The following is a 24,954-nucleotide window of genomic DNA, read 5'->3' on the forward strand; positions in this document are numbered from 1 at the left end:
CGCTCTTGGCAGTTGATGTAGCCTTTCATGAGAGCCGTCACCGGGACGTGCCGAACTCCCGGCAATCATCGACGGCGTTGATGCCCACGGCGGGCAATGAAATCTTCATCATGTCAGTTGCAGCGGCCGTAACGATCAGTTCGGAACGGCACGGAGGGTTATTGCCAATAGTTCAGAGGAGAATTTGTCATGCATTTTTGCCTCACCGGACAATACACGCCACGCGCTCTCAATGCCATTTTGGAGAATCCCACGACCAATCGCCAGGAGGCAGCCCGAAAACTCATCGAAGCGGCCGGCGGAAAGCTGATCTCGATGTACAGCGTCGCGGCCGACGGCCCAGGCGTCCTGGTGATTTTCGATGTGCCTGATCCCAGTGCGGCTCCGGCCATTTCAGGTCTCACCGTCACGGCGGGCACGCTGCAGAACGTGAAACTGGTCCGGTTGTTCACGCAGGACGAGATCAAGCAGGTCCGTCAGAACGCGGCGAAGCTGCGTACTTCGTATACCCCGCCTGGAAGCTGATATCCGGATCCAACGCGCAGCCGCCGCAGCCGAACGACGCGGCGGCTGTGCTCATGTCGAAGTCAGAACCATGTCTCCAACGAGGCGAGGGCCCTGCTCACCACACCCCGACGGCCATCAATCCGATGATGGTCACGCACGAGATGCAGGCCACGATGACAGTATAGTACTGCGGTGCGTTCATTGCTGACTCCCAAACTGTTCGCCAGTTGCCTGGTCGCCGCCATGCGGGAGTGATCGCCGGTCTTGGGCCGCTTCAGTTCGGCATGCCCTGACCGGTCTTGCGGTGTGCGTCCGCTCCCTCATCGTCGCCCTGCTTCGCAGGATGATGATCCGCTTCGAGAGTTTCGGAGCGTTTAGCTGCGATCAAAAGCTGTTTGCGCATCTCAGCGAGACGAGCGCGGCAATATTCACGATAGAGCAGGTCTAGTATGGCGGGCATGATCACCCCCATCATTTGACTCTCAATTTACAGATATTCCACCGCGAATTTTCGAGATGATCATAGCCCGCCAGATGGCTCTTCGGTATGAGCCCGTTCACAGACTGTGTAAATTCCGAAGCTCGATGGCCGATTGATTGTCTGTGCGATCAAAACAACAGGGCTGATTACCTAACATGCACTTTAGCAGCACTCTGTTTCGCCAAGACTTCGTCAAACAACTTAAGGGCGCCGAACGGTGCCGAAGAATCCAACCACAGCGCGAATGACTCGCCGCGGAGTGCACGTAGCTGTCCGATGCAACTCGGAGCGGCGCGACGGAGATCATTTCGGCTGCGAGACGCCGGATCAGGCGCGCGAACATCGTCGGGACGCGACACACTCCCCGTGTTTCGTCACAAGCTGCACCGCCCGCGCTGCTGCCCGTCATTCAGGCGGCATTCATCGCGAAACTTCTATCGGTTCGGACGATCGGGAGAATGCGATGAAATTTCCGTCTGCGACTGTCGCCGCCAGCCTTGTGTGTCTGATCATTGCGCCTGTGTTTGCTGCACAGACGACGCCGTCCGCTGCGCCAGCAGCGACGGTGCCGGTTCCCGCAACCAAGCGGGTCACGTGCCTGGCTACGACGCAATACCTGAAGGGACAAGACAGGCACGACCAGCTGCAGCTCTGCATGGCGCAGGCGCGGGTCGATTGCCTGAAGCAGGCGATCGATCAGAAAGTGGTCGGAGAGGCCCGGAAGGATTTCATCAAGACCTGCGCGGGCTCGTCGGATGGCACGGCGCAGGAATAGCCGCGAGCCGCGGACGTCACGGCTGCGGCTTGAGCGCGCCGGGGAAATGCCGTTGCAGCACCGCGGCGGGCGTGGCATAGGCCTCCTGCAGATCCACGCTCCAGTACTTCAACTCGTCGAGCGGGATCCGCGTGTCGGTGATCGCGCAGCGCACGAAGGTCCCCGGCGAGATGACGCGGAAATCGCCGTCGAGATACTGCACCTGCGCTTCGCCATGGCCCGAGGGGCCGAACTTGTTCAGCACGGTCGAAAGTCTCCGTGGAAGGCCTCTCCCGGGAAAACCCTGGAGGGCAGAATGTGTTGGATTGGATGTAGCATAGATAGGGTGGCTTGTCCGCCCGTCAAACCCACCGGTTCGTGATGTTTTACCGCCGTTTCTGCGTGATAAGGCCTCGAGCGAAGGATCGCTGGTTCCGGCACCTGATACGGCAGAGTCCGATGCGCCTTCGACTGACCGCCCTGCTCCTGACGCTGCTGATATCGACCGCGCACGCCACACCGGCGCCGCAGCCGGTCGACATTCCGCTCGCGTCCGGGGTCCTCCATGCGCAGCTCTACAAGCCCGAGGGCGCCGGCCCGTTTCCGACCGTGATCGCGCTGCATGGCTGCGGCGGCCTTGGTGGCCATTCCGATCCCGTGCTGCCGCGCTATCGGGATTGGGCCGAGCGCCTGCTCAAGGCGGGCAACGCCGTGCTGCTGCCGGACAGCTACGGCTCGCGCGAGCTCGGGCCGCAATGCCGCGTCAGGGAGATGCATGTCAAAGCGCGGCGCGAGCGCGTCGCCGATATCGCGGCCTCACGCGCCTGGCTGATGAAGCAGGCCTGGGTGGCGCACGACCGCGTCAGCCTGATCGGCTGGGCCAACGGCGCGAGTGCGCTGCTCTGGGCCGTGCGCCCGCAAAGCGCAGCGCGCGATCTCAGTCCGGATTTCCGCGCCGCGATCGCGTTCTATCCGGATTGCCGGATCTCGGCGGGTCTGGGGTGGAGCACGCGGGTACCGACGCTTGTGCTGATCGGCGCCGATGACGACGTGTCGTCGCCGCCGGCCTGCCGCCAGATGGTGGACGGCGCGCGCGGCCGCAGCGCGCTCGCGCGCATCGTGGTCTATCCCGGCGCCGATCACGATTTCGACCGCGCCAACATGCCGCTGCACGCATCTGCCGGCAGCCGCGACGCCGCTGCGCCCGAGCGCGGCGATTTCGGTATGGACGCCGAGGCGCATGCTGAATCGCAGAAGGATGTCGCGCGCTGGCTGGCCCGGTGAGGCGGAGGAGTGGGCCTGCCGCGCCGTAGCTCGGTAGAGCGAAGGCGGGGCCGCCCTGGGAACAACGTCAGGCGGGCAGCCCCGCATCGACCACCGCCCTGCACGGAACATGGCCGACCGTCAATCTACGGACCCATGCCGCGCCGGCTTTGGCCGTGAACCGTGCCATCATTCGACCACGATGGCGGTTAAACCGATCTCACATGCGCAACCGCATCGTTCTGTTCGCCTCCGCCCTGATCGTCTTCACCGTGGCGATCTTTCTGTTCGAAGCCCGCGCCGGCGCGCCAATGCTGGCGCCGGAACATTGCGGCTTCTGGACCACGATCGACGCGGGACTGTCCTGCCGGTAGGACGCGTTGCGTCCACATCGTCTTGCGAGGTTTGGGTCGATCATGCCTACACTTGCCGTCCTCTCGCCTCAGAACAGACTGCCCTGATCCACCTTCTTGGCCACGCGCTTCGGCGCGGGCTTTGTCTCCGGCACGGCCGGCTTGGGTTGCGGCGGCGCGCGCGTTGCCGCGGGGGCCGCGCGATCCGCATCCGCGGTTGCGCCGACGCGACCATCCGCGAACTCGATCTCGACGCGTGCGCCGGGACCGATCGTATCAGCCGCATGCACGGGATGGCCGGCCTCGTCGCGCACCAGCGCGAAGCCGCGCGCGAGCACGCTGCGGTAGGACAGCGCGGAAAGCAGCTTGCCGCTGTTCTCGACCCGCGTGTCCAGCCGGTGCAGCAGCGTCGCAAGCGCTCGCCCCGCGCGTTCGGCCAGACGATGTGTGCGCTCGCGCTGGCGGGCAATCGCGTTGCGCTGCGCTTGCGCATTCGAAAGCTTCGAGGCACGCAGCCGTACTTCAAGCCCGGCAAAGCGGTCACGCCGCTGCCGCAGCAGCGAGCGCGCGGACAGGCCCAGCCGCTCGCCGCAAACGGTGAGGCGATGATCGGCCTGCGAGATCTGCCCGTGCAGCACCCGCAGCGTCAGCTTTGAGCTGGCTGCGGTGAACCGGCGGAAATGCGCATGCGTGTTGGCCTTGAGGCAGCGGGGTAGCGAAGCGCCCGCCGAATCCAGCCGCTGCCGCGGGATCGCCAGCAGATCGCCGGCCGCCGGCAATGCGCGCGCGGCGGCGCGCAGCTCGCTGCGGCGGCTCTCCTGGGCACGCTGCCAATAGGCGCGGGTGCGGCGGCCGAGATCGGCGACCTCGACGAACAATTCGCTGCGCACCGGCACCGCCATCTCGGCCGCCGCCGTCGGTGTCGGCGCGCGCTTGTCGGCGACGAAGTCGATCAGCGTGATGTCGGTCTCGTGCCCGACCGCCGAGATCAGCGGGATCATGCTCTCGGCTGCGGCCCGCACCACGATCTCCTCGTTGAACGACCAGAGATCCTCCAGCGAGCCGCCGCCGCGCGCGACGATCAGGACGTCGGGGCGCGGAATCCTGCCGCCCGGGGCAATCGCGTTGAAGCCGCGGATGGCGGCCGCGACCTGCTCGGCCGAGCCGTCGCCCTGCACCTTGACCGGCCACACCAGCACGCGCCGGGGAAAGCGGTCCTCCAGCCGATGCAGGATGTCGCGGATCACGGCGCCGGTCGGCGAGGTCACGACGCCGATCACCTCCGGCAGCCAGGGCAAGAGCTGCTTGCGCGCCTCGTCGAACAGCCCTTCGGCGGCGAGCTTCTTCTTGCGCTCCTCCATCAGCGCCATCAGCGCGCCGATGCCGGCCGGCTCCAGCGCCTCGATCACGATCTGGTATTTCGAGGAGCCCGGATAGGTCGTCAGCTTGCCGGTGGCGATCACCTCGAGCCCCTCCTGGGGCTTGAAGCGCATCCGCCCGTGCACGCCCTTCCAGATCACCGCCTCGATCTTGGCGCTCTCGTCCTTGAGCGCGAAATAACAATGGCCGGAGGAATGGGCGCCGCGGAACCCCGAGATCTCACCGCGGACCCGGACATGGCCATAGGTGTCCTCGACCGTCCGCTTCAGGGACTGGGAGAGCTCGGAGACGGTGAATTCGAAGGCGTTGTTCAGTTGTTCCGCAGGCGGCATCGGCAAATGATTCGGCATTTTGGGATCAGACCCGACGTTAAGGATTTTCGCAGGCCAGCGCCAATCGATTCGATGAGCCGTGGAACCGCTTCCGCGGGGGCTGCTTGACTCGTCTCTGATTTCATATATGAAAGTATAAAATCATATATGAATGAAGAGAAGGAAGCGGACCCGATGACCCTGGCCGATCCCAACGATCCACGTCGACGCATGTTTGCGCAGTACCGGCTCAAGCCGAACAGCGGGGTCAATCCGCCCTATTCGCCGGCTTACCCGGTGGAGTGGGGCTGCACCTTGCGGACCGTGGAGATCATGACCCGTGTCGCGCCGGGCAAGGTCGCCGCCCTGCTTGCGGACACGCCGTTCGAGATTGCGAGTGATCGCGTCGCCTTCCGCTTCATGCGTTCGCCCGGCCATTCCCTAGCTGTCCATGCGGGCGAGATGTTCGATCTGATGATCTCGGTGCCCGTGCGCTACAAAGGGCTGTTCACCGAAACGCACATCTTCATGTATTGCAGCGATCCCATGGGGATCTGTGCCGGACGCGAGGTGTTCGGCTACACCAAGAAGGATGCCCACTACGCCTTCGACGAGCATCCGGACGGCTCGATCACCGGGTGGGTCCGGCGCCGCGGAATTCCACTCGCCGATTTCGCCTTCACGCCGGATGCATCCGCGCCCGTCGTCCGTATCGTCGATGGCGACGAACTGCCGGCCGGCGAGATCCATGTGCGCCGTTTGCCGCATCCTGAGCGCCTCGGCATCGCCTATGCGGACATCGCTTATCGCCGCACGCCGTTGAAATACTCCAAGCCCGTGCCGGGTCGCGCCGCGATGACGCTGCACGCCAGCGAGTACGATCCGATTGCCGAACTCGAGCCGGAAATCCTCGGCGCGCATTTCATGGTGTCGGAGGTCTATGGCGGCGGCTTCGAGGTCGAGGACCGGCGGCTCATCGAGCGGCTCATTCCCTAACCAACAAGATCAGCCTGCGCGCCATGTACGTGCGGGCGGCGAATAGCGGGAAGAAACACGCACGAGGCAAAGGAGGGATTCGACATGGAAGGACGATTTCGGGTGAGCCGCCGCCGGCTGCTGGCCGGCGCCGGCGGATTGGCGCTGGGCATGACGGGCCTCGGTGCACGGGCGCAGGAGACGAAGCCGCTCCGCATCGGCGTGCTGACGGACATGTCCAGCCTCTATGCCGATGTCACCGGCCCGGGCTCGCTGCTGGCGGCCAAAATGGCGGTCGAGGATTTCCAGGCTTCGGGTCCAAAGCTGACCCGGCCGATCGAGATCATCAGCGGCGACCACATGAACAAGGCCGATCTCGGCGCCAACATCGCGCGCGAGTGGATCGACCGGCAAAGTGTCGACGTCATCGTCGATGCGCCGAATTCGGCCGTCGCCCTCGCGGTCCGCAACGTCGTGCAGCAGAACAACAAGACCCTGCTGGTGTCCGGCGCCTCGTCGTCGGACCTGACCGGCAAGTCCTGCTCGCCCAATCTCGTGCACTGGACCTACGACACCTACGCGCTCTCGTCGGGCGTTGCGCGCGCCGTCGTCGAGAGCGGCGGCAAGAGCTGGTTCCTGCTCACCGCCGACTACGCCTTCGGTCATGCCATGGAAGGCGACATCAAGAACGTCGTGCAGAAATCCGGCGGCAAGGTTCTCGGCGGGGTCCGCACGCCCATCAACACGCAGGACTTCTCCTCCTTCCTGTTGCAGGCCCAGTCGTCGAAGGCGGAGATCATCGCGTTGATCAATGCCGGCGGCGACACCATCAATTCCATCAAGCAGGCGGTCGAATTCGGCATTCCGCAAGGCGGCCAGCGCGTGGTCGCGACGGTGCTGTATCTCAGCGACGTGCATTCGCTCGGCCTGAAGATTGCGCAAGGGTTGCAGTTCACTGAATCCTTCTACTGGGATCTGAATGACGATACGCGCGCATGGACGAAGCGCTTCGCTCCGCGCAACAGCGGCCGCTATCCGACCGCGCTGCACGCGGGCGCCTATGCCACGACGCTGCACTACCTCAAAGCCGTCGATGCGCTCGGCGCCTCCAGCGACGGCAAGGCGGTGGTCGAACAGATGAAGAAGCTGCCGACCGATGATCCGCTGTTCGGCAAGGGCAGCGTGCGCGCCGACGGCCGCAAGCTGCACAACATGTACCTGTTCGAGGTGAAGACTCCCGGTGATTCCAAATATCCCTGGGACTATTACAAGCTGGTCAAGACCATTGCGCCGTCCGAGGCCTGGCGGCCGCTGGCGGAAGGCGGCTGCGAGTTCCTGAAATCGTGAGCGGCACGGACCGGCCGCCGGTCGCGCTCGTCACCGGCGGCGGGGGCGATATCGGGCGCGCCATTGCGCTGAGTCTGGCGCGGATGAGCGATGCGGTCGCGATCGTCGACCGCGACGAGGCGGCCGCACGCGCCACCGCGCAACTGGTCGAGCAGGGCGGGGCGAGGGCGCTCGCCATCCGCGCCGATGTCTCCCTCGCGCCGGATACGATCGCCTTCGTCGAAGCCACCGAAGCACGTCTGGGGCCGATCGGCATCTTCGCCAACAACGCGGGCATCGAGGGCGTCGTCGCTCCTCTTCACGAATACCCCGACGAAACGTTCGACCGATTGCTGCAGGTGAACGTCAAGGGCGTGTTTCTCGGCCTCAAGCACGTGCTCGCGAGGATGATGCAGCGCGGGACCGGCGCCATCATCAACACCGCATCGACCTCGGCGATCCGGGGGCGCGCAGGGCTCGCCGGCTATGTCGCCTCCAAGCACGCCGTGCTCGGGCTGACACGCACGGCGGCGCTCGATGTCGCCGGGACGAGGATCAGGGTCAACGCCGTTCTGCCCGGACCGGTGGAGTCGCGCATGATCCGCGAATTGGAAGGCCAGGCGCGCGAGGGCGGCATTGCATTGCGCCAAAGCCGTGCGACGGCGCATGGCCGGCCGCAGGATGTTGCCAACATCGTTGCTTTCCTGGCGTCCGACGAGGCTGCGCATGTGAACGGTGCGGCCTGGGTCGTGGATGGCGGAATGACGCTGGCGTAGGGCATGTACTTGCGACCCGAAAGTAGAAGCGGCTGCCAACCTGCTAATCTGAAAGGCGAACGACTAGGCTTTTACAATGAGGTTCGCCAATATCGCGAGCCCAAGCCTCCTTCTCGTTGATCTCTGGCTGTAGCGCCACCAGGGCTGTCGACTGCCAATACTTCCTCATCTCACCAAACGGCAATGCGTCAGTCTCGGAATCTATGCCAACAAAGGCAAGCAGATCGGGGTCTCGCTCATCGAGGCGTGCAGCCATGGCAAGCGCAACGATCCTCCGCGCACCTTCGATGTAAGTGAGCCTTCGAGCAAGCATGTCTTGCGCGGTCGTGAGTGAGCTGCTGCCGGTTTGATGGACACCGGGATTAGGTGTTTCATGAAGCCGGAGGTGGACGATGAAGAGACGGAAGTTCAGTCGCGAGTTCAAGATCGAGGCGGTCAAGCTGGTTAGGGAGCGTGGGGTGTCGGTGGCGCAGGCCGGGCGCGACCTGGATGTCCATGAGAACGTTCTGCGCAAATGGGTGAAAGAGTTCGGCTCCGATCCGGTGCAGGCCTTTCCCGGCCACGGGCAGATGAAGCCGGAGCAGCAGGAGATCGAGCGGTTGCGCCGTGAGGTCGCCAAGTTAAAGGCCGAGCGGGATATCCTAAAAAAGGCCGCAGCCTTCTTCGCGAAGGAAGCGATATGAAGTTCGTCTTCATCGCGAAGCACCGGGCGATCTGGCCGGTGGCATGGCTATGCGATGCGCTGGGGGTGTCGCGGTCGGGATTCCATGCCTGGCTGAATCGCTCGCCCAGCGCCAGATCCCGCAGCGACGAAGAGCTCGGCGGCAAGGTGAAGGCAAGCTTCATGGCGAGCGACCGCACCTATGGTGCGCGCCGGGTGTGGCGTGATCTGCTTGCCGATGGGGCGGACTGTGGCCTCCACCAAATCGAACGACTGATGCGCCTGCAAGGCTTGCGGGCGCGGCCGCGACGCCGGCGCTTGCCGAAGGACAGTGGCGATCGACAGCTCGAGACCGTGCCGGCGAACCTCCTTGACCGGCAGTTCATTGCCGAGCGGCCGAACCAGAAGTGGATCGCCGACTTTACGTATCTCTGGACGGCCGAGGGCTGGCTCTACGTCGCAGCAGTGATCGACCTGTTCTCACGCCGGGTGGTGGGTTGGTCGATGAGCGCCGCCATGACAGCTCAGTTGGTGACCGATGCCCTGCTGATGGCCGTCTGGCGACGCGGCAAGCCGGAAGCACTGTTGCACCACTCCGACCAGGGCAGTCAGTACACCAGCGAGCAGTTCCAGCGTTTGATGGCCGACCACGGCATCGTCTGCAGCATGAGCCGCTCCGGTAATGTCTGGGACAACGCGGCGATGGAGAGCTTCTTCTCGTCGCTCAAGACCGAACGGACGGAAGGCAAAACCTACAGGACCAGAGACGAGGCACGAGCCGATGTGTTCGACTACATCGAACGATTTTACAACACGATCCGCAGGCACTCGACCATCGGCTATCTCAGCCCGGTTGAGTTCGAGCGCAAGGTGGGATTAGCTTATCCCGGTGTCCATCAAACCGGCAGCAGCTCAGAGGATCTCCCGGCGGGCAGCCAAAATCGCAGTTTCGTTCCAACACATCGCACCCAACATTTGAGCGTGAACTATGGAGCGCTGTTAACACATCAAACTCACAATGTCGCCTTTTGGCCCGCAGCCGAGCTTGTCGCCTGATCCGGCGACGCCGGCCTTGACCCGAGGCAGACGTTCGAGCGCTGTTGGGTTCGCGTCGAAGCGTGCTTAGCGCGTCGATGCCGGCTGTGCCGCGGCTCGACTAAGAGCGTCAACGGAATCGGGAACAATGTTTAGGTGATCTGATTGGAACGTTGGCACGCCCAATCCGGGATCAACCAGCGGAGGAGCCACCAATGGATGACGAACGAAAATCATCAAAGGCGGGGCAACAGGCCGCCGAAGGCTTGCGGGAAGCGACTTCCAGGGACGAAGCGAAAAACGAGAGCAAGATGGGGCACGATCTGGCCAAGAGCGCTGATCGTTTCGAAGAGCGCGCGAAAAGCTCCGATGGAAAAAGCGCAGAAGAGAAACAGACAGGGTGACTCCAGGTTGCAATCAAACCTGATCTCATCACGCTTAGTCTAGGTCTCTCGCTTAGGCTTTGCCGAGATCAGGCTTGAGATAGCCTCGGCACTCTCTGACGGCTTCAGATGACCTGCATCAAGGGTGAGTGCGGGCTGAGGCATTGATGCCATGCAGGCATCGAACTGCGGTCGGAGTGTGCGCAGTAGCGACAGGTCCCGCATCTTGCCGAAGGCAGCACGATCTTCATCGACCAGGCGTCGCTCTTGCTCTGCCTGTTCCAGGTGAAGCGCTACGAAGATGACCTCACCGCCATTGCGCTCGACTAATTCTTGTACTCGGACCGGAAAATCGCCAGCCACCGTTGGCTCGGGGGCGAATGTGAATATCAACGATCGCCTCTGCTTGGCAGCTTCCTCGAACACGGCCATCCAGAACTGTTCGCGTAAACGCGCGAATGCCTCCGTGCCAAACGGAAACACCGCGCCAACTGCATCGACGACGAGGTGATTGTGAAACAGCGCAATCCCTGTCCCGGAGGCAAGATGGCGCGCGATAGTCAGTTTTCCTGAGGCGACTTGCCCATAGATGAAAATAAGCAGCATCGGATCATGATATCATAATAGGGACTCCCTCAAAGGCTTCTCCTGGAATCGCCAAGTCCAGGCATTGCGGCGGCGACAATGTCGGCTATGGCGTCAAGAAACGCCGCCGATCTTCTCGGAGACGATCCTGGCCGCGCTGCGCAGCTCGGCGGCGATGGTGCTGGCTTCCGCGGCTAGAATTTGTTCCTGCTTCACCAGCGGGACGGTCATCGCGGCCACCGCACGGCCGGAGGCTTCGATGATCGGGCAGCTATAGGCAAGGATGCGCGTATAGCCGTCGTCGTTGGAGAAGTTTCCGCCCTCCGCCGAAATGCGGTCGAGCGCGGCAAGCGCCTTCTTGATGCTGATCCGGTCATTGATCGCGATGACCTGCGCCAGCTCCTGGCGCCGGCCCTCGAGCTGGAAGGCCGCCAGCACCTTCGCTGAAGCGTATTGCTGGGTGAGCGGAAACACCGCGCCGACCTTGACCGACCAGCCCATCAGCCATTCCGGCTCGATCCGGGCGATCACCATGAACTGCTCGCCGTGCAGCACCGTCAGGTGGCAGGACAATTGCACGCGCGAGGCCAGCTGCTCCATCACCGGCAGCGCCGCCTTCAGCAGCCGCTCGGTCGGCGGGAATTGCGAGGCGATCCGGAACAGCTTCAGCGTCAAGGTGTATTCGCCGGTGGCGGGGTCGCGCGCGACATAGCCACGCCGCTCCAGCGCCACCAGCATCCGGAAGATCTCGCTGACGGAGCGCCCGACGCGTTCGGCAAGCTGCTTCTGGCTCATCCCGCGTGCAGCGCCCGCCAGCGCCTCAAGGAGGTCCAGCCCCTTTTCCAGGGCGGGCGCGCCCGGCTGCGGCTTTTCAGGGTTCATTCATCAGGCCTTTGACGTGCACTGCCGGGATCACACGTTGGCGTGCGCCTTCATGTACCCGATCACCCGAGCGGCGAAAAGCCGTTCAGCGGTGAACGCCTGTCCGCGCTGAACATCCTGCTGGCGCAGTTCGTAGGATGGGTTGAGCCCTTGCGAAACCCATCGCTTTCCTGTTCCGGATCGGTCCTGGCGGTTGTCATCCGACTGCAAGTGACGCCGAAGCGCGAATGGCGCCCGATCGGTTATGTCTTTTGAATGCCGAGAGACACGAGTGATGGGTGTCGCGAGAGCTCAACCCATCCTACAGCCTGAACATGCTCAAGGCGGATGGAGCAATCCGTCGGACCTTAGCAAGTTCATCGCTTCGGCGAGCGTAAGACCGCGATGTCGGAAGAACCATTCTCCGGTGTGACGGTGCCACTGGATATTGAAGTGGTTGCGACTGATCCAGTCGAGGCGGGTGAAGGGGGCGTCGAACTCTTCGCCGAGATTCTCCGGGAAACCGGAGCGATAGCGTTGAACGAAGCGATATTTGGTCCCGTGCCACTTTCCCAGGATATCGACGGGGTAATTGAACTGGGTCGGCCGGATGGTGGACAGGAAGGTGGGCTTCAGGAAGTTGTCGATCAGATCTTGGCAGGCAGCCGTCACCGCTGCTTTTTCTGCCGCGGAAAGGCCCGTCGATCTCATGTGTCCTCCCGACTCAGCTCGTAGGATGGGTTGAGCCCTTGCGAAACCCACCGCTGCTCTATCCCGCTCACCGTAATCGCGGCCGTCATCCGACTGATCGCCGGCCCAATCGACCGGGTAATCGCCAAGCTTGACGTGGCGATGAAACGAGGAGGGCGCCCAGTCACGCACCCGGTTGACGAGCCCGTGCTTGACCGGATTGATGTGAACATAGTCGACATGCCGCGCGAAATCGACGTCGTCACGAATGGTATGCTCCCAATATCTGCGCTGCCAAATGCCCCGTTCACCTTTGGCCAAGCGGCTTTGGGATATCTTTTCATTGCGCGCCAGGCCGCGCGAAAAGGTGGACTTGATCAGCTGCCAGCGTATTGCAAAATCGGCATCACCTTCGGGTAACGTCCACACGGTGTGAAGGTGGTCAGGCAGAACCACGATGGCATCGATCGTGAACGGATGGCGCTGGCGCGTTTCGCGAAACGCTGCGCGCAACGCCTCGACGTGATCTGTCAGCAACGCTAGCCTCCGCTCCGCCAGATTAACGGTGAAGAAGAAACACCCGCCCTGAACGAAGTTGCGCCGGTACGCGGTCATGACGCGATCTTGTCACGAAACAAGTGCGATGGGTTTCGCAAGGGCTCAACCCATCCTACGGGCTGCCAACATCTACGCTGCATAATGCCCCATTCACCTTTGGCCAAGCGGCTTGGGATATCTCCTCGTTGCGCCCCAGGCCGCGCGAAAAGGTGGATTTGATCAGCTGCCAGCTCATTGCAAAATCGGCCTCACCTTCCGGTAACGTCCACACCGTGTGAATGTGGTCAGGCAGTACCACGACGGCATCGATCGTGAATGGATGGCGCTGATGCGTTTCGCGAAACGCCGCGCGCAACGCCTCGACATGATCTGTCAGCAACGCTAGCCTCCGCGCCGCCAGATTGACGGTGAAGAAGAAACGCCCACCCTGAACGAAGTTGCGCCGGTACGCGGTCATGATGCGATCTTATCACGAAACAGGGGCGATGGGTTTCGCAAGGGCTCAACCCATCCTACGGGCTTGCAAGCGCTTTCCGATACACTGAAGGCGCGCAAACGTACCGGCCTTGACCCTCGCTGGACATTGTGTCCAACCGGCGGCATTGGCAATGTGCGTGCATTCGTGTCGTTGTTCGGCGGAAACAAACTTGATGTTGCCGTACTCGCTAACCAAACAAAAGGCGTTTCAAAGGAAATCGAAGATCTACGGCGCAGTGAGATTTTGAAGAAGGGCCGCGTCTACACGATTGCGGACTTTATTGGAAAGGACGAGTCCGACATTGAGGGCCTCTTTGAGTCGGATACCTTCGTTGCAATCATCAATGCATGCTACGAATTGACAGGAAAGAATAAGCCGACCGCCTTGAAAATGCGCAGTCTCTGTTGTGGCGTTCGCCGTCTAAGAGGTGCCGCCGATTATCTTCTTGGAGCGTAAATCATCAAAAATTGCAGAAACAGAGCTTGATGCGCTGCTTCCGTTTCCCACGAAAAGTCGGCCGCCCGCGCTTACCTCTCCCGACCCCACCCAGAGGTTTCTTGCGGTAGCTGGATCAACGAGGCGTGCCTTGAACACCGTTTGACGGCTGTATCTGTGCATAGGGGTTGCTGTTCCGGTCATCGTTCCGGACGTACTTCCTGCGAGAGAGACATTGGAGATATTTCCGTTGCGTGTAACAGTGCTGCTAACATCGGTCGAACCCGAATATTGGCCTTGAAAGAACGTGCCAGCGTATTCCTTGACGACGCCCGTATCCCCTACATTTATGATCAGAACTGCATCGACGCTGTTGTCAGCCAATATTTTCCGAATTTCCGCGTCAGTGTACGTTCGCGTCGGTGGAAGGAGCGCGTACGCATCTTCGGCCCCAATACCCCGCTTCGCCGACTCCTCAGCGATGCTCGACTGGAAGCTGGAAGCCAGTGCTGTAGGCGCGACAACGTAAGCTGCCATGCGTTGTATGGGCCGCGCCGGTAAATCTCGATCAGCGTAACCCTGCATGGCAGTGGTTATGCAGCCTGACAGCAGCATAGCGACCAAGCAAAGCAATACGGACCCAAACCGTGCCATGTGATGTCCCCCCGTTCAGGCTAGTACAGCCTTCAGAAGAGCGCCACCGAAAGTTGCGGCCCTCAGGATGGCGTGACCATCATCTCCACCGGTGCGGCGAATTCCGTCAGGGCCCCCCTTCACACCCACCCCGATTCGTGCGACCTCCGCCCCAGCAAAACCCCTTATCTTGAGCCTTCGATGCACATTCTCCTGCTCGGTTCCGGCGGCCGTGAACATGCCCTGGCGTGGAAGATCGCGGCCTCTCCTTTGGTGACCAAATTCTGGTGCGCGCCCGGCAATGCCGGCATCGCGAAGGAGGCGGAATGCGTCGCGCTCGATGTCGCCGACCATGCCGCGGTGATCGCCTTCTGCAAGCAGAACAAGGTCGAGCTCGTGGTGGTCGGGCCGGAGACGCCGCTGGCAGCCGGGATCGTCGACGATCTCACGGCTAGCGGCATCAAGGCGTTCGGGCCGAGCAAGGTGGCGGCGCAGCTCGAAAGCTCAAAAGGGTTCACCAAGGCGCTGTGCACCGAATTCGGCATTCCCACAGGCGCCTACAAGCGGTTCACCAATCCCGAAAACGCGCGCGCCTATGTGCAGAGCCAGGGCGCGCCGATCGTGGTGAAGGCCGACGGGCTCGCCGCCGGCAAGGGCGTCGTCGTCGCCAAAACCGTGCGCGAGGCCGAGGACGCCATCGCCATGATGTTCGAGGGCGCCTTCGGCGAAGCCGGCGCGGAGGTCGTGATCGAGGAGTTTCTGCCGGGCCGCGAGATCAGCTTCTTTGCGCTCTGCGACGGCGAGACGGCCATCCCGCTCGCCTCCGCCCAGGACCACAAGCGCGTGTTCGACCACGACGTCGGCCCGAACACCGGCGGCATGGGCGCCTATTCGCCGACGCCGCTGGTGACGCCCGCCATCCACGACGCGATCATGGCGAAGATCATCCTGCCGACGGTATCAGGCATGAAGCAGCGCGGCACGCCGTTCCGCGGCGTGCTCTATGCCGGCATCATGCTGACGACGCAAGGCCCAAAGCTGTTCGAGTTCAACGTCCGCTTCGGCGACCCTGAATGCCAGGTGCTGATGCTGCGTATGATGAGCGACCTCGTGCCGGCGCTGCTCGCCGCCTGCGACGGGCAGCTGAAGAATTTCGACCTGCGCTGGCACAAGGAAGCCGCGATCACCGTGGTGATGGCGGCGAAGGGCTATCCCGGCGATTATCAAAAAGGGACCCGCATCGAGGGGCTGGACGACGCGGCCAAGGTCGAGACGGTCGAGATCTTCCACGCCGGCACGGTGGCGAAGGACGGCGCGATCCTCGCCAATGGCGGCCGCGTGCTCAACGTCTGCGCGCTGGGGGCGACCGTGACGGAGGCGCAAGCCCGCGCCTACCAGGCCGTCGATCGCATCCGCTGGCCGGAGGGTTTTTGCCGCCGCGACATCGGCTGGCAGGCGGTGGAGGCGGAGAAGGCCAAAAATTAGCGCGTCACCCCGGATGGGGCGCGCCATCACGCCGATCCGGAATCTCGCGTTCACGTCACCGCGCCGCCATATCCGTGTTCCAGAATATGTAATCTGTTGTTGGGGTTAGTGGCCCCGATGATAATACCGGTACTGTGCATGGGGTTGTTTTCGAACTTTGTTTGTCGAGGCCCCCGCGACCGACCAACAAGGATGCAAGAAGATGTCCGATCTCGCCGATCTCTATCCGGGCTTTGCCGCCGAATGGATCGACACCTCGTTCGGCCGCATCTTCGCCCGCGTCGGCGGCAAGGGCCCGCCGCTGCTGCTCCTGCACGGCTTCTCCGAGACCCACGTGATGTGGCACCAGGTGGCGCCTGAGCTGGCCGAGCACTTCACGCTGATCATCGCCGACCTGCCGGGCTACGGCTGGTCCGACATGCCCGCGAGCGATGCGCTGCACATGCCCTACAGCAAGCGCGCGATGGCGAAGGCCATGGTCGAGGCGATGGAGCGCCTCGGCCATGTTCACTTCGCGCTCGCCGGCCACGACCGCGGCGGCCGCGTGTCGTATCGGCTCGCGCTCGACCATCCCGGCCGGCTGTCGAAGCTCGCCGTGCTCGATATCCTGCCGACCTACAATTACTGGGAGCGGATGAACCGCGCCTATGCCCTGAAGATCTATCACTGGACCTTCCTGGCGCAGCCCTATCCGCTGCCGGAGACGCTGATCTCGGGCAATGGCGAGTTCTTCCTGCGCTTCAAGATGGCGAGCCAGACAGGAGCGAAGACGCTGGACGCGATCGATCCGCGCGCGCTCGAGCATTACCTCGCCCCGTTCCGCGATCCCGCCCGCATCCACGCCATGTGCGAGGACTACCGCGCCGGCGCCTATTTCGACTACGACCTGGACAAGGCCGATTTCGAGGCCGGCAAGAAGATCACGATCCCGATGCTGGCGCTGTGGGGCAATGCCGGGATCGCCCAGGCCGCCGCGACGCCGCTGGACACGTGGAAGCAATGGGCGACGAACGTCGACGGCATGCCGGTGGATTCGGGGCACTTCCTCACCGAGGAGAACCCCGAGGTGACCGCAAAGGCGCTGCGCGAGTTCTTCGCGGGCGATTAGCGCCGTTCCCGAAAGAACTCCCGCAGCAGCCGCGCCGCCTCGCTCTCGCCGACGCCGGAATAGACATCCGGGGCGTGGTGGCAGGTCGGCGAGGCAAAGAAGCGCACGCCCGACTCGACCGCGCCGCCCTTGGGATCGGCGGCGCCGTAATAGAGCCGCCTGACCCTTGCAAACGAGATCGCGCCCGCACACATGGTGCAGGGCTCCAGCGTCACGTAGAGATCGCAATCCACGAGGCGCTCGCTGCCGATCTTCGCGGCCGCCTCGCGCAGTGCGATGATCTCGGCATGGGCGGTCGGATCATGGTCGGTCAGCGTCCGGTTTGCGGCGGTCGCGATGACCTCGTAATTGCGGACCACCACGCATCCGATCGGAACTTCGCCCGATTTTCCGGCATTTTCGGCCGTCTGAAGCGCCAAATCCATGAAAGAAGGGGCTTTCGTGCCTCGTATCATCGCCAGAAACCTGCTACTAGCTCCGCCTTCAGCAAGAGTGGATACCGATTTTGCCTGAGCATGCGGCTCGCAGCGAGCGCGCACAATGCTCATCGCGCTACCCCCTAGGTGAGATTATTCATGCCTCGCGACAGCGACAAAGACAACGATTCCCGCGGCCGGCGAGGCCCGGCCAAAGGCCGTAGCGGCAAGCCGCGTGGCCCCGAGAAGAAATTCGCCAAGCGCGGCTTCGAGGGCAAGGGCGAGCGTAAGGGCGACCGCGACAGCCGCGCGCCCCGTGGCGATCGCGAGAACCGTCCGTTCCGCCGCCGCGAGGAGGGCGACGCCCCGCGCCGCGATTTTTCCGACCGTCCGCGCTTCAAGCGCGACGACCGGGGCGGCGAGGGCCGCGGCGAGCGCAGCTTCAAGCCGCGGGGCGAGCGTCCGTTCTCCGATCGCTCTTCGCGTGACGGCGAGAAGCGGCCCTTCAAGCCGCGCGGTGATCGCCCGTCGTATGATCGTGACGACCGTCCGCCGCGTAGCCGTGATCGCGACGAGTCCCGTCCCGCCGGCCGGTTCGGCGACAAGAAGTTCGGCGACAAGCGGCCGTATTCGCCGCGTGGCGACCGCCCCGAACGCAAGTTCGACAGCGAGCGGAAGTTTTCGCGGGGCGGCGACCGTGGCGATCGCGGTGACCGTCCGCGCGATCGTGGCGAGCGCGCCGATTCCAAGCCCTGGCAGAGGCGGGATGACCGTCCGCGCGGTGATCGTCCGCCGCGCAAGGACTTCGGCGGTCGCGATCGCGGCGACGACAAGCCCTGGCAGAAGCGCGAAGGCGGCGAGGACCGTCCGCGTTTCTCGCGCTCGCGCGACGATCGTGCCTCGGGCGACCGTCCGTTCCGCGAGCGGCCCAAATCCGATCGTCCACGCGACGACCGTCCCAAGTTTGATCGGCCCCGTCGCGACAGCGATGGCGAGCGCGGTGGGCGCGGCGGTGATCGCCCGAAATTCAGTCGTCCACGCGAGCGCTCCGAGGGCCGCGCCGACTGGCACGAGCATCCGCGCAGCGAAGGCCGTTTCGGCGATCGTCCGCGCCGCGAAAACGAGGATGAGAGCAGGATCTTCGAGAAGCGCCCCGCCTTCGGGGGCCGTGGCGCCTATCGTGAGCGCGATCGCGATTTCGAGGGCCGGCCGCGCCGCGAAGACGCGCCGAAGCCGAAGAAGGCCGGCGAGCGCATCGCAAAGGTGCTGGCGCGCGCGGGCCTTGCCTCGCGCCGGGATGCCGAGGAGATGGTCACGCAGGGCCGCGTCACGGTCAATGGCCGCGTGATCAACTCGCCGGCGCTGGATATCACGAAGAATGACGTCGTCCTGGTCGACGGCAAGCCGTTGCCGGAGCGCGAGCGCACGCGGCTGTTCCTCTATCACAAGCCGCGCGGGCTAATGACGACGCATGACGATCCCGAGGGGCGTCCGACCGTATTCGACAATCTGCCCGAAGGCCTGCCGCGCCTGATCAGTATCGGCCGGCTCGACTTCAACACCGAGGGTCTGCTCTTGCTCACCAATGACGGCGGGCTCGCGCGCACGCTCGAGCTGCCCGATACCGGCTGGCTGCGCCGCTATCGCGTCCGCGCCCATGGCGATGTCACCCAGGTGCAGCTCGACGAGCTGAGGAACGGTATCGAGGTCGAGGGAGTCAAATACGGTCCGATCGAGGCAACGCTCGAGCGCGACCAGGGGGCCAATGTCTGGCTGGTGTTCGCGATCCGCGAAGGCAAGAACCGCGAGGTGCGCAATGTCTGCGCCCATCTCGGGCTCGAGGTGAATCGGCTGATCCGCGTCTCCTACGGCCCGTTCCAGCTCGGCGAGATTGCTGAAGGTCAAGTCGAGGAGGTCCGCTCGCGCGTGCTGCGCGAGCAGCTCGGCGACAAGGTGATCGAGAAGTCGGGCGCGCAGTTCGACGTGCCGCAGAAATCGTCTGCGGCCGATGACGATGCGCCCCGCGAGGGCAAGCCTGCCAGCAAGCGGGCCGTGATAAACGACCGCAAGGGCCGCCGCGTGCTGGTGCAGCGCACCGGCAGCGAGGAGGCGCGCGAGCGCAACGAGATGGACGCGAGCGGCTACGGCCCGCCGCGCCGTCCCAAGCGCGGCTATCACGGCAAGCGCGACCTGAAGCCGCGGGAGGACTGACTTGCGCGTCGTCGGCGGTCGCTTGAAGGGGCGCAATCTCGCCTCACCGTCCTCGCGCGACATCCGTCCCACGGCGGACCGGTTGCGTGAGTCCGTGTTCAACATCCTCGTGCACGCCTATGGCGATCCGATCGAAGACGCGCGCGTGCTCGATCTCTTCGCAGGCACCGGCGCGCTCGGCATCGAGGCCGCCTCGCGCGGCGCCAAGTTCACGCTGTTCGTCGACAACGGCGCCGAGGCGCGTGCGCTGCTCCGTAACAACGTCGAGGCGCTCGGTCTCGGCGGCGTCACCAAGGTCTATCGCCGCGATGCCACCGATCTCGGCCCTGCGCATCCCGTCGAACCGTTCTCGATGGTGTTCCTCGATCCGCCCTATGGCAAGGGATTTGCGGAGAAGGCGCTCGCGAGCCTGCGCGACGGCGGCTGGCTGACGCCGGGCGCGCTGCTGGTGGTGGAAGAGGCCAAGGCCGCCCAGTTCGCGACACCGGAAGGTTTTGAGGAGCTGGAGCGGCGGGTTTATGACGATACGGAGTTCGTGTTCTTGAGGAAGCCGTAGGATGGGTCGAGCGAAGCGAAACCCATCGTCTCACCGCGCGAAGAAAATTGATGGGTTTCGCTTCGCTCTACTCATCCTACACGGCCGGACCTACCTCCGCCCGAACAACTTCTCCACGTCGCTCAGCTTCAGCTCGACATAGGTCGGCCGGCCGTGATTGCACTGGCCGGAGTTCGGGGTGTCCTCCATCTCGCGCAGCAGGGCGTTCATCTCCTCCGGCCGCAGCCGGCGGCCGGCGCGCACCGAGCCGTGGCAGGCCATGGTGGCGGCGACGTGCATCAGGCGGCGCTCCAGCGGCAGCGCCTCGTCCCACTCGGCCATGTGCTCGGAGAGATCGCGCAAGAGGCCGCCGGCATTGGTCTTGCCGAGCAGCGATGGCGTCTCGCGCACCGCGACCGCGCCGGGGCCGAAGGATTCGATGGCAAGGCCGAACGAGGCCAGCTCGTCGCTGCGCTCGAGCAGGCGCTCCACCGTCGCCTCGTCCATCTCGACGATCTCGGGGATCAAGAGGATCTGCCGCTGCACGCCGTTGGCCGCCAGCGAGGCCTTCAGCCGCTCGTAGACGATGCGCTCATGCGCGGCGTGCTGGTCGACGATGATCAATCCGTCGCGGGTCTGCGAGACGATGTAGGTCTCGTGGATCTGCGTGCGCGCGGCGCCGAGCGGGCGATCGACGAGGTCGGCGGTCGGCTGCGATTCGAACCGCACATCCGCGCTGGGCGCGCCGACATCGAATGCAGCCTGCACGCGCTCGGCGAATGCGGGGGCGGCGGCGCCTTCGAAGGACGGCATGGGCGCGACCGGGGCGGCTGGCGAGGCGCGCCAGTCCCAGCTTGCGGGACGCGGCGTAAAGGCAGGCCGGAACGAGGACAATGCGCTCTCGCCGCTGTTGGCGGCGGTGCGCCGGCCTTCGCGTGCGAGGGCCTCCTTCAATCCGTGCACGATCAATGCGCGCACAAGGCCGGCGTTGCGGAAGCGCACCTCGGTCTTTGCCGGATGCACGTTGGCGTCGACCTCGCGCGGATCGAGCGTGACAAACAGCGCCAGCACCGGGTGGCGATCGCGCGGCAGGTAGTCGGAATAGGCGGCGCGCACCGCCCCCAATATCAGCTTGTCGCGCACCGGTCGGCCATTGACGAAGAGATACTGCCCGAGCGCGTTGGCCTTTGTGAGCGCGGGCGCTGCGGCATAGCCGGCGACCACCACGCCCTCGCGCTCCGCATGGACCTCGATGGCGTGGCTGCGGAATTCAGCGCCCAGAATGTCGCCGAGCCGGGTCAGCCGCCCGGCGGCGCCGGGCAGGGCGGCGGACCAGGTCACCGGCGCGCGCTCCTCGCCCGCGAGTGTGAAGGCAATGTCCGGCCGCGCCATCGCAAGGCGCCGCACCACCTCGCGGATGGCTTCCGCCTCGGTGCGGTCGGTCTTCAAGAACTTCAGTCGCGCCGGCGTCGCGTAGAAGAGGTCGCCAACCTCGACGCGGGTGCCATGGGCCAGCGCCGCCGGCATGATCTCGGACTTCGCGCCGCCCTCGACGGTGAGTGCCCAGGCATGCGGTTCGCTGGCATGTCGCGTGGTGATCGAGAGACGCGCCACTGAGCCGATCGAGGGCAGCGCCTCGCCCCGGAACCCGAGCGTGCGGATCTGGAGCAGGTCCTCGTCGTCGAGCTTCGAGGTGGCGTGGCGCTCGACCGCGAGCGAGAGGTCCCTCGCGGTCATGCCGCTGCCGTCGTCGGTGATGCCGATCCGCCGCCGCCCGCCGCCGTCGGTGAAGACGTCGATCCGGCTCGCGCCGGCATCAATGGCGTTCTCGACCAGCTCCTTGACCACGCTCGCGGGACGTTCGACCACTTCGCCGGCGGCGATGCGGTTGACGACCTGTTCTGGCAATTGACGGACGGGCATGAATTCGATCGGGGACTCGGCCTTGGATTCGCTGGGAGTGCTATTCTAGGCCGTGTTGCGTCAAAAGCATGGGTTGGGCAACAGTCGCGTGACGGGCTGGGGAAGAAGGTCCCTTATCACATTGAAGACATTGGACGTTCCGGACAATCCCGCGGCGTCGATGAGCCGGCTTTCGGCCGTGGTCGCGATTGTGGAGGCACGGGCAGCGGTGTAGCATCGTGAAAAAACGGCAACAGGACGGGAGGACGCCATGTGCCATCTCTTCGCGCATCAGCCCCAACGCGACTACGAATCCCAGACTCGGTCTTTGCGAATCGGCGGGCATTGCACGTCGATCCGTCTGGAAATGGCGTTCTGGGACACGCTGGAGGAGATCGCGGCCAAGGAGAGCATGAGCCTCGGCAAGTTCCTGACCACGCTCTACAACGAGGTGCTCGACCACCATGGCGAGGTCAACAATTTTGCCTCGTTGCTGCGATGCTCGTGTTTGATCTATCGCTCGAGGAGCATGGTGGCGGTGCAGCAATTCAAGGCCACGGTGGCGCCGATCCTTGATGCGGCCGAGTAGCCGCTCCACCCTCGGTGTCGTCCCCGGCGAACGTCGGGACGACAGCTTGAGTGTGGATACGCAATCCCTCCTTAATGCCGTCCCAGCAACCGCAATGGCAACGTCAGATCAAATCTCCTTCTTCTGCATCGCACCGGCGATGTAGTCGGCCTGCCGGATCGCCAGCGCGACGATGGTCAGCGTCGGGTTGCAGGCCGCGCCGCTGGTGAACTGGCTGCCGTCCGAGACGAACAGATTCTTGATGTCGTGGCTCTGCCCGAACTTGTTGACCACGCCGTCCCGGGGCTTTTCGCTCATCCTGTTGGTGCCGAGATTGTGCGTGCTCGGATAGGGCGGTGTCGGATAGGTCACGGTGGCGCCGACGGCGTCATAGACCGCGGCGCCCTGCTTGTAGGCATGCGCGCGCATCGCGACGTCGTTGGGATGGTCGTCGAAATGCACGCTCGCGACCGGCTGACCGAACTTGTCCTTCACGACCGGATCGAGCGTGATGCGATTGGTCTCCTGCGGCATGTCCTCGCCGACCAGCCACATGCCGGCCATCCTGGGATAACCGTCGAGCGCTGACGTGAACGAGCGTCCCCAGGCGCCGGGGTTGAGGAACGCCGCCATGAACGGCAGGCCGATCGACAGCGTCTCCATCTCGTAGCCGCCGACGAAGCCGCGCTTCGGGTTGTTGGCGGCCTCGTCGCGGATGATGCCGGCCATGGTGGTGCCGCGATACATGTGCACCGATTTTTCGAACACCGCGTAGACGCTGCCGGTCATGTGCCTCATGTAGTTGCGGCCGACCTGGCCACTGGAGTTGGCGAGGCCATCGGGGAACATCGTGGAGGCGCTGTTGAGCAGCAGCCGCGGGCTCTCGATCGAATTGCCGGCCACCGCAACGATGCGCGCCTTCTGGCGCTGCATCGCGCCTTGCTCGTCAGCGTAGACGACGCCGGTGACCTTGCCGGTGGCATCATGCTCGATCTTCACCACCATGCTGCCGGGGCGGACCTCGAGATTGCCGGTCGCCTCGCCCTTGGGGATCTCTGTGTAGAGCGTCGACCATTTCGCGCCGGATTTGCAGCCCTGGAAGCAGAAGCCGATCTGCTGGCAGGAGCCGCGTCCGTCGCGCGGCTGACTGTTGATGGCCATGTTGCCGGTGTGTACGGTCTTGTAGCCGAGCTTCCTGGCGCCGGCCTCCAGCACCTTGAAGTTATTGTTGCCGGGAAGTCCGGGAATGCCGTTGGTGCGAGTCACGCCCATCTTGTTCTCGGCCTTGGCGTACCACGGCTCCATCTCGGCAAGCGTGACCGGCCAGTCCAGGAGGTTCGCGCCGGGAATGTTGCCGTAGGTGCTCTTCACCTTGAACTCGTGCTCGTCGAACCGCAGCGAGGCGCCGGCCCAATGCACGGTCGAGCCGCCGACCGCCTTGACGATCCACGCGGGAAGACCCGAAAAGTCCTTGGCGACGCGCCATGTGCCCGACGTGGTGCGCGCATCGGTCCAGGCGAGCTGGGAGAAGCTCTCCCATTCGTCGTTGATGAATTCGTGGTTCTCGATGCGGGGACCTGCCTCGAGAATGACGACCTTGACGCCTTTCTGCGCGAGCTCGTTGCCCAGTGTGCCGCCACCGGCACCGGAGCCGACGATCACCACGACGCTGGAGTCGTTCAGATCGAATTTTGCCATATGCGTTCTCCTGAACCGTTGGGTGGTGATCTAAGCCTTCGGCAGCCAGTCGATGTCGGCGAAGCCGCGGTTGATGTAGCCGCCGAACTCGGCGGAAGAGCCCTCGTATCCGAACCGCGGCCAGATCTCTTTTTGGTTGTAGAGCGAGACGACGAGATCGCCGCGCACCTTCTGGAAAAAGGCGGTTTGCTCGATCTCCTTCAGGAGCACCACGCGGTCGGCTTCCCAGGCCACTTCGACATAAGGCACCTTGTGGCGGTCGCGCGCGTTCTGATCGAGCCGCGCAATGCCGTCGCTGATCAGCGACTTGACGGCAGGATCCTTCGCCGCCTTGCCGTCCCACGGCTTGATCGCGGTGATGTAGTAGCTGTCGCCGAGCACGTCATGCGGATAGATATCGCGCGCGACCTTCAGCAGCGTCTTCATCGTCGAAGGCGAGAGCGCGCTTGTCTCTTCGGCCCAGGCATTGTCGATGCTGACTCCGGCGCTGGTCGCAACGGCCGCGACCGGCACGGCGGCCGCGGCGCCCTTGATAAAGACGCGGCGGCTGTGCTTGCTTCGACGATCGACTTCTCTCATGGCATGT

26 protein-coding genes and 2 pseudogenes are annotated in these 24,954 nt (G+C 64.0%); 16 read left to right on the top strand and 12 right to left on the bottom strand.

Features of this window, described 5'->3' with window-relative positions; all coding sequences use genetic code 11:
* Positions 1–189 precede the first annotated feature (189 nt).
* On the top strand, positions 190–525 hold the full coding sequence (locus tag ABIG06_RS18450) for a GYD domain-containing protein (protein ID WP_370138051.1): 336 nt from the start codon (positions 190–192) through the stop codon (positions 523–525).
* Between the two features lie 256 nt (positions 526–781).
* Here the strand turns inward: ABIG06_RS18450 and ABIG06_RS18455 are convergent, their stop codons facing one another.
* The gene (locus ABIG06_RS18455; RefSeq protein ID WP_370138053.1) at positions 782–982 is read right to left on the bottom strand and encodes a hypothetical protein; all 201 of its coding nucleotides are present in this window, start codon (positions 980–982) and stop codon (positions 782–784) included.
* Between the two features lie 469 nt (positions 983–1,451).
* Here ABIG06_RS18455 and ABIG06_RS18460 point away from each other — a divergent pair, with 469 nt between their 5' ends.
* Positions 1,452–1,763, top strand: coding sequence for a hypothetical protein (locus ABIG06_RS18460; protein ID WP_370138055.1), 312 nt, complete (start codon positions 1,452–1,454; stop codon positions 1,761–1,763).
* A 16-nt stretch (positions 1,764–1,779) separates the two neighbouring features.
* Here the strand turns inward: ABIG06_RS18460 and ABIG06_RS18465 are convergent, their stop codons facing one another.
* Positions 1,780–2,007 carry a DUF2093 domain-containing protein gene (locus tag ABIG06_RS18465; RefSeq protein ID WP_014491939.1) on the bottom strand — a complete coding sequence of 76 codons (228 nt, stop codon included), beginning with the start codon at positions 2,005–2,007 and terminating at the stop codon, positions 1,780–1,782.
* Between the two features lie 194 nt (positions 2,008–2,201).
* Here ABIG06_RS18465 and ABIG06_RS18470 point away from each other — a divergent pair, with 194 nt between their 5' ends.
* Together ABIG06_RS18470 and ABIG06_RS18475 are read left to right on the top strand one after the other, a co-directional pair.
* The gene (locus ABIG06_RS18470; RefSeq protein WP_370138057.1) at positions 2,202–3,026 is read left to right on the top strand and encodes a dienelactone hydrolase family protein; all 825 of its coding nucleotides are present in this window, start codon (positions 2,202–2,204) and stop codon (positions 3,024–3,026) included.
* A gap of 203 nt (positions 3,027–3,229) precedes the next feature.
* Positions 3,230–3,379, top strand: coding sequence for a hypothetical protein (locus tag ABIG06_RS18475; RefSeq protein WP_162832052.1), 150 nt, complete (start codon positions 3,230–3,232; stop codon positions 3,377–3,379).
* A 68-nt stretch (positions 3,380–3,447) separates the two neighbouring features.
* Here ABIG06_RS18475 and xseA read toward each other — a convergent pair whose 3' ends face one another.
* Complete coding sequence (xseA, locus tag ABIG06_RS18480) at positions 3,448–5,070, bottom strand: exodeoxyribonuclease VII large subunit (protein WP_370140871.1); 1,623 nt, start codon at positions 5,068–5,070, stop codon at positions 3,448–3,450.
* A 174-nt stretch (positions 5,071–5,244) separates the two neighbouring features.
* Here xseA and ABIG06_RS18485 point away from each other — a divergent pair, with 174 nt between their 5' ends.
* The 5 genes and pseudogenes from ABIG06_RS18485 (at position 5,245) to ABIG06_RS18505 (ending at position 10,226) form a co-directional block, all read left to right on the top strand.
* A complete protein-coding gene (locus ABIG06_RS18485) occupies positions 5,245–6,045 on the top strand; it encodes an acetoacetate decarboxylase family protein (protein WP_370138059.1) in 801 nt (266 codons plus the stop codon).
* A 150-nt stretch (positions 6,046–6,195) separates the two neighbouring features.
* Entirely contained in the window at positions 6,196–7,371 is a 1,176-nt protein-coding gene (locus tag ABIG06_RS18490) for an ABC transporter substrate-binding protein (RefSeq protein WP_370140872.1), read from the top strand.
* Positions 7,368–8,126, top strand: a complete 759-nt coding sequence (locus ABIG06_RS18495; RefSeq protein WP_370138060.1) for an SDR family NAD(P)-dependent oxidoreductase — start codon at positions 7,368–7,370, stop codon at positions 8,124–8,126. The genes ABIG06_RS18490 and ABIG06_RS18495 overlap by 4 nt, the downstream gene beginning before the upstream one ends.
* Before the next feature lie 392 nt (positions 8,127–8,518).
* Positions 8,519–9,669, top strand: a pseudogene (locus tag ABIG06_RS18500) (IS3 family transposase); the annotation flags it as partial.
* A gap of 368 nt (positions 9,670–10,037) precedes the next feature.
* The gene (locus tag ABIG06_RS18505; protein WP_370138061.1) at positions 10,038–10,226 is read left to right on the top strand and encodes a hypothetical protein; all 189 of its coding nucleotides are present in this window, start codon (positions 10,038–10,040) and stop codon (positions 10,224–10,226) included.
* 39 nt (positions 10,227–10,265) lie between these two features.
* Here ABIG06_RS18505 and ABIG06_RS18510 read toward each other — a convergent pair whose 3' ends face one another.
* Both ABIG06_RS18510 and ABIG06_RS18515 read right to left on the bottom strand, forming a co-directional pair.
* Positions 10,266–10,811 (bottom strand): hypothetical protein, encoded by a 546-nt coding sequence (locus tag ABIG06_RS18510; RefSeq protein WP_370138062.1) that lies wholly within the window; start codon positions 10,809–10,811, stop codon positions 10,266–10,268.
* A gap of 93 nt (positions 10,812–10,904) precedes the next feature.
* A complete protein-coding gene (locus tag ABIG06_RS18515) occupies positions 10,905–11,672 on the bottom strand; it encodes an IclR family transcriptional regulator (protein ID WP_370138064.1) in 768 nt (255 codons plus the stop codon).
* A gap of 42 nt (positions 11,673–11,714) precedes the next feature.
* On the opposite strand from ABIG06_RS18515, the gene ABIG06_RS18520 reads away from it, so the two are divergent.
* On the top strand, positions 11,715–11,927 hold the full coding sequence (locus tag ABIG06_RS18520; RefSeq protein ID WP_370138066.1) for a hypothetical protein: 213 nt from the start codon (positions 11,715–11,717) through the stop codon (positions 11,925–11,927).
* A 498-nt stretch (positions 11,928–12,425) separates the two neighbouring features.
* Here the strand turns inward: ABIG06_RS18520 and ABIG06_RS18525 are convergent.
* Positions 12,426–12,956: pseudogene (locus tag ABIG06_RS18525) on the bottom strand (REP-associated tyrosine transposase); the annotation flags it as partial.
* A 55-nt stretch (positions 12,957–13,011) separates the two neighbouring features.
* Complete coding sequence (locus ABIG06_RS18530) at positions 13,012–13,356, bottom strand: REP-associated tyrosine transposase (protein ID WP_370138068.1); 345 nt, start codon at positions 13,354–13,356, stop codon at positions 13,012–13,014.
* Positions 13,357–13,419: 63 nt separating this feature from the next.
* Here ABIG06_RS18530 and ABIG06_RS18535 point away from each other — a divergent pair, with 63 nt between their 5' ends.
* Positions 13,420–13,833, top strand: coding sequence for a hypothetical protein (locus tag ABIG06_RS18535; protein ID WP_370138070.1), 414 nt, complete (start codon positions 13,420–13,422; stop codon positions 13,831–13,833).
* On the opposite strand, the gene ABIG06_RS18540 is transcribed toward ABIG06_RS18535, so the two are convergent.
* The gene (locus tag ABIG06_RS18540; protein ID WP_370138072.1) at positions 13,798–14,349 is read right to left on the bottom strand and encodes a hypothetical protein; all 552 of its coding nucleotides are present in this window, start codon (positions 14,347–14,349) and stop codon (positions 13,798–13,800) included. The two genes, ABIG06_RS18535 and ABIG06_RS18540, sit on opposite strands and share 36 nt — an antisense overlap.
* A gap of 297 nt (positions 14,350–14,646) precedes the next feature.
* Between ABIG06_RS18540 and purD the strand changes: the two genes are divergently transcribed.
* Positions 14,647–15,930, top strand: coding sequence for a phosphoribosylamine--glycine ligase (gene purD / locus ABIG06_RS18545; RefSeq protein WP_370138073.1), 1,284 nt, complete (start codon positions 14,647–14,649; stop codon positions 15,928–15,930).
* A gap of 202 nt (positions 15,931–16,132) precedes the next feature.
* Positions 16,133–17,038, top strand: coding sequence for an alpha/beta fold hydrolase (locus ABIG06_RS18550; protein WP_370138074.1), 906 nt, complete (start codon positions 16,133–16,135; stop codon positions 17,036–17,038).
* On the opposite strand, the gene ABIG06_RS18555 is transcribed toward ABIG06_RS18550, so the two are convergent.
* Positions 17,035–17,493: a nucleoside deaminase gene (locus tag ABIG06_RS18555; RefSeq protein WP_124160348.1), complete on the bottom strand. Its 459-nt coding sequence runs from the start codon at positions 17,491–17,493 to the stop codon at positions 17,035–17,037. The two genes, ABIG06_RS18550 and ABIG06_RS18555, sit on opposite strands and share 4 nt — an antisense overlap.
* A 120-nt stretch (positions 17,494–17,613) precedes the next feature.
* On the opposite strand from ABIG06_RS18555, the gene ABIG06_RS18560 reads away from it, so the two are divergent.
* Positions 17,614–19,665 carry a pseudouridine synthase gene (locus ABIG06_RS18560; protein WP_370138075.1) on the top strand — a complete coding sequence of 684 codons (2,052 nt, stop codon included), beginning with the start codon at positions 17,614–17,616 and terminating at the stop codon, positions 19,663–19,665.
* Between the two features lies 1 nt (position 19,666).
* Entirely contained in the window at positions 19,667–20,221 is a 555-nt protein-coding gene (gene rsmD / locus ABIG06_RS18565) for a 16S rRNA (guanine(966)-N(2))-methyltransferase RsmD (protein ID WP_370138076.1), read from the top strand.
* Positions 20,222–20,311: 90 nt separating this feature from the next.
* Here the strand turns inward: rsmD and mutL are convergent, their stop codons facing one another.
* Positions 20,312–22,123: a DNA mismatch repair endonuclease MutL gene (gene mutL / locus ABIG06_RS18570; RefSeq protein WP_370138078.1), complete on the bottom strand. Its 1,812-nt coding sequence runs from the start codon at positions 22,121–22,123 to the stop codon at positions 20,312–20,314.
* Positions 22,124–22,373: 250 nt separating this feature from the next.
* On the opposite strand from mutL, the gene ABIG06_RS18575 reads away from it, so the two are divergent.
* On the top strand, positions 22,374–22,691 hold the full coding sequence (locus tag ABIG06_RS18575) for a ribbon-helix-helix domain-containing protein (RefSeq protein WP_370138079.1): 318 nt from the start codon (positions 22,374–22,376) through the stop codon (positions 22,689–22,691).
* A 108-nt stretch (positions 22,692–22,799) separates the two neighbouring features.
* Here ABIG06_RS18575 and ABIG06_RS18580 read toward each other — a convergent pair whose 3' ends face one another.
* Both ABIG06_RS18580 and ABIG06_RS18585 read right to left on the bottom strand, forming a co-directional pair.
* Complete coding sequence (locus tag ABIG06_RS18580) at positions 22,800–24,368, bottom strand: GMC family oxidoreductase (protein ID WP_124160353.1); 1,569 nt, start codon at positions 24,366–24,368, stop codon at positions 22,800–22,802.
* 30 nt (positions 24,369–24,398) lie between these two features.
* Positions 24,399–24,947 (bottom strand): gluconate 2-dehydrogenase subunit 3 family protein, encoded by a 549-nt coding sequence (locus ABIG06_RS18585; RefSeq protein WP_124160354.1) that lies wholly within the window; start codon positions 24,945–24,947, stop codon positions 24,399–24,401.
* Between the last annotated feature and the right edge of the window lie 7 nt (positions 24,948–24,954).

Source organism: Bradyrhizobium sp. USDA 326 (assembly GCF_049739485.1).
GTDB lineage: Bacteria > Pseudomonadota > Alphaproteobacteria > Rhizobiales > Xanthobacteraceae > Bradyrhizobium.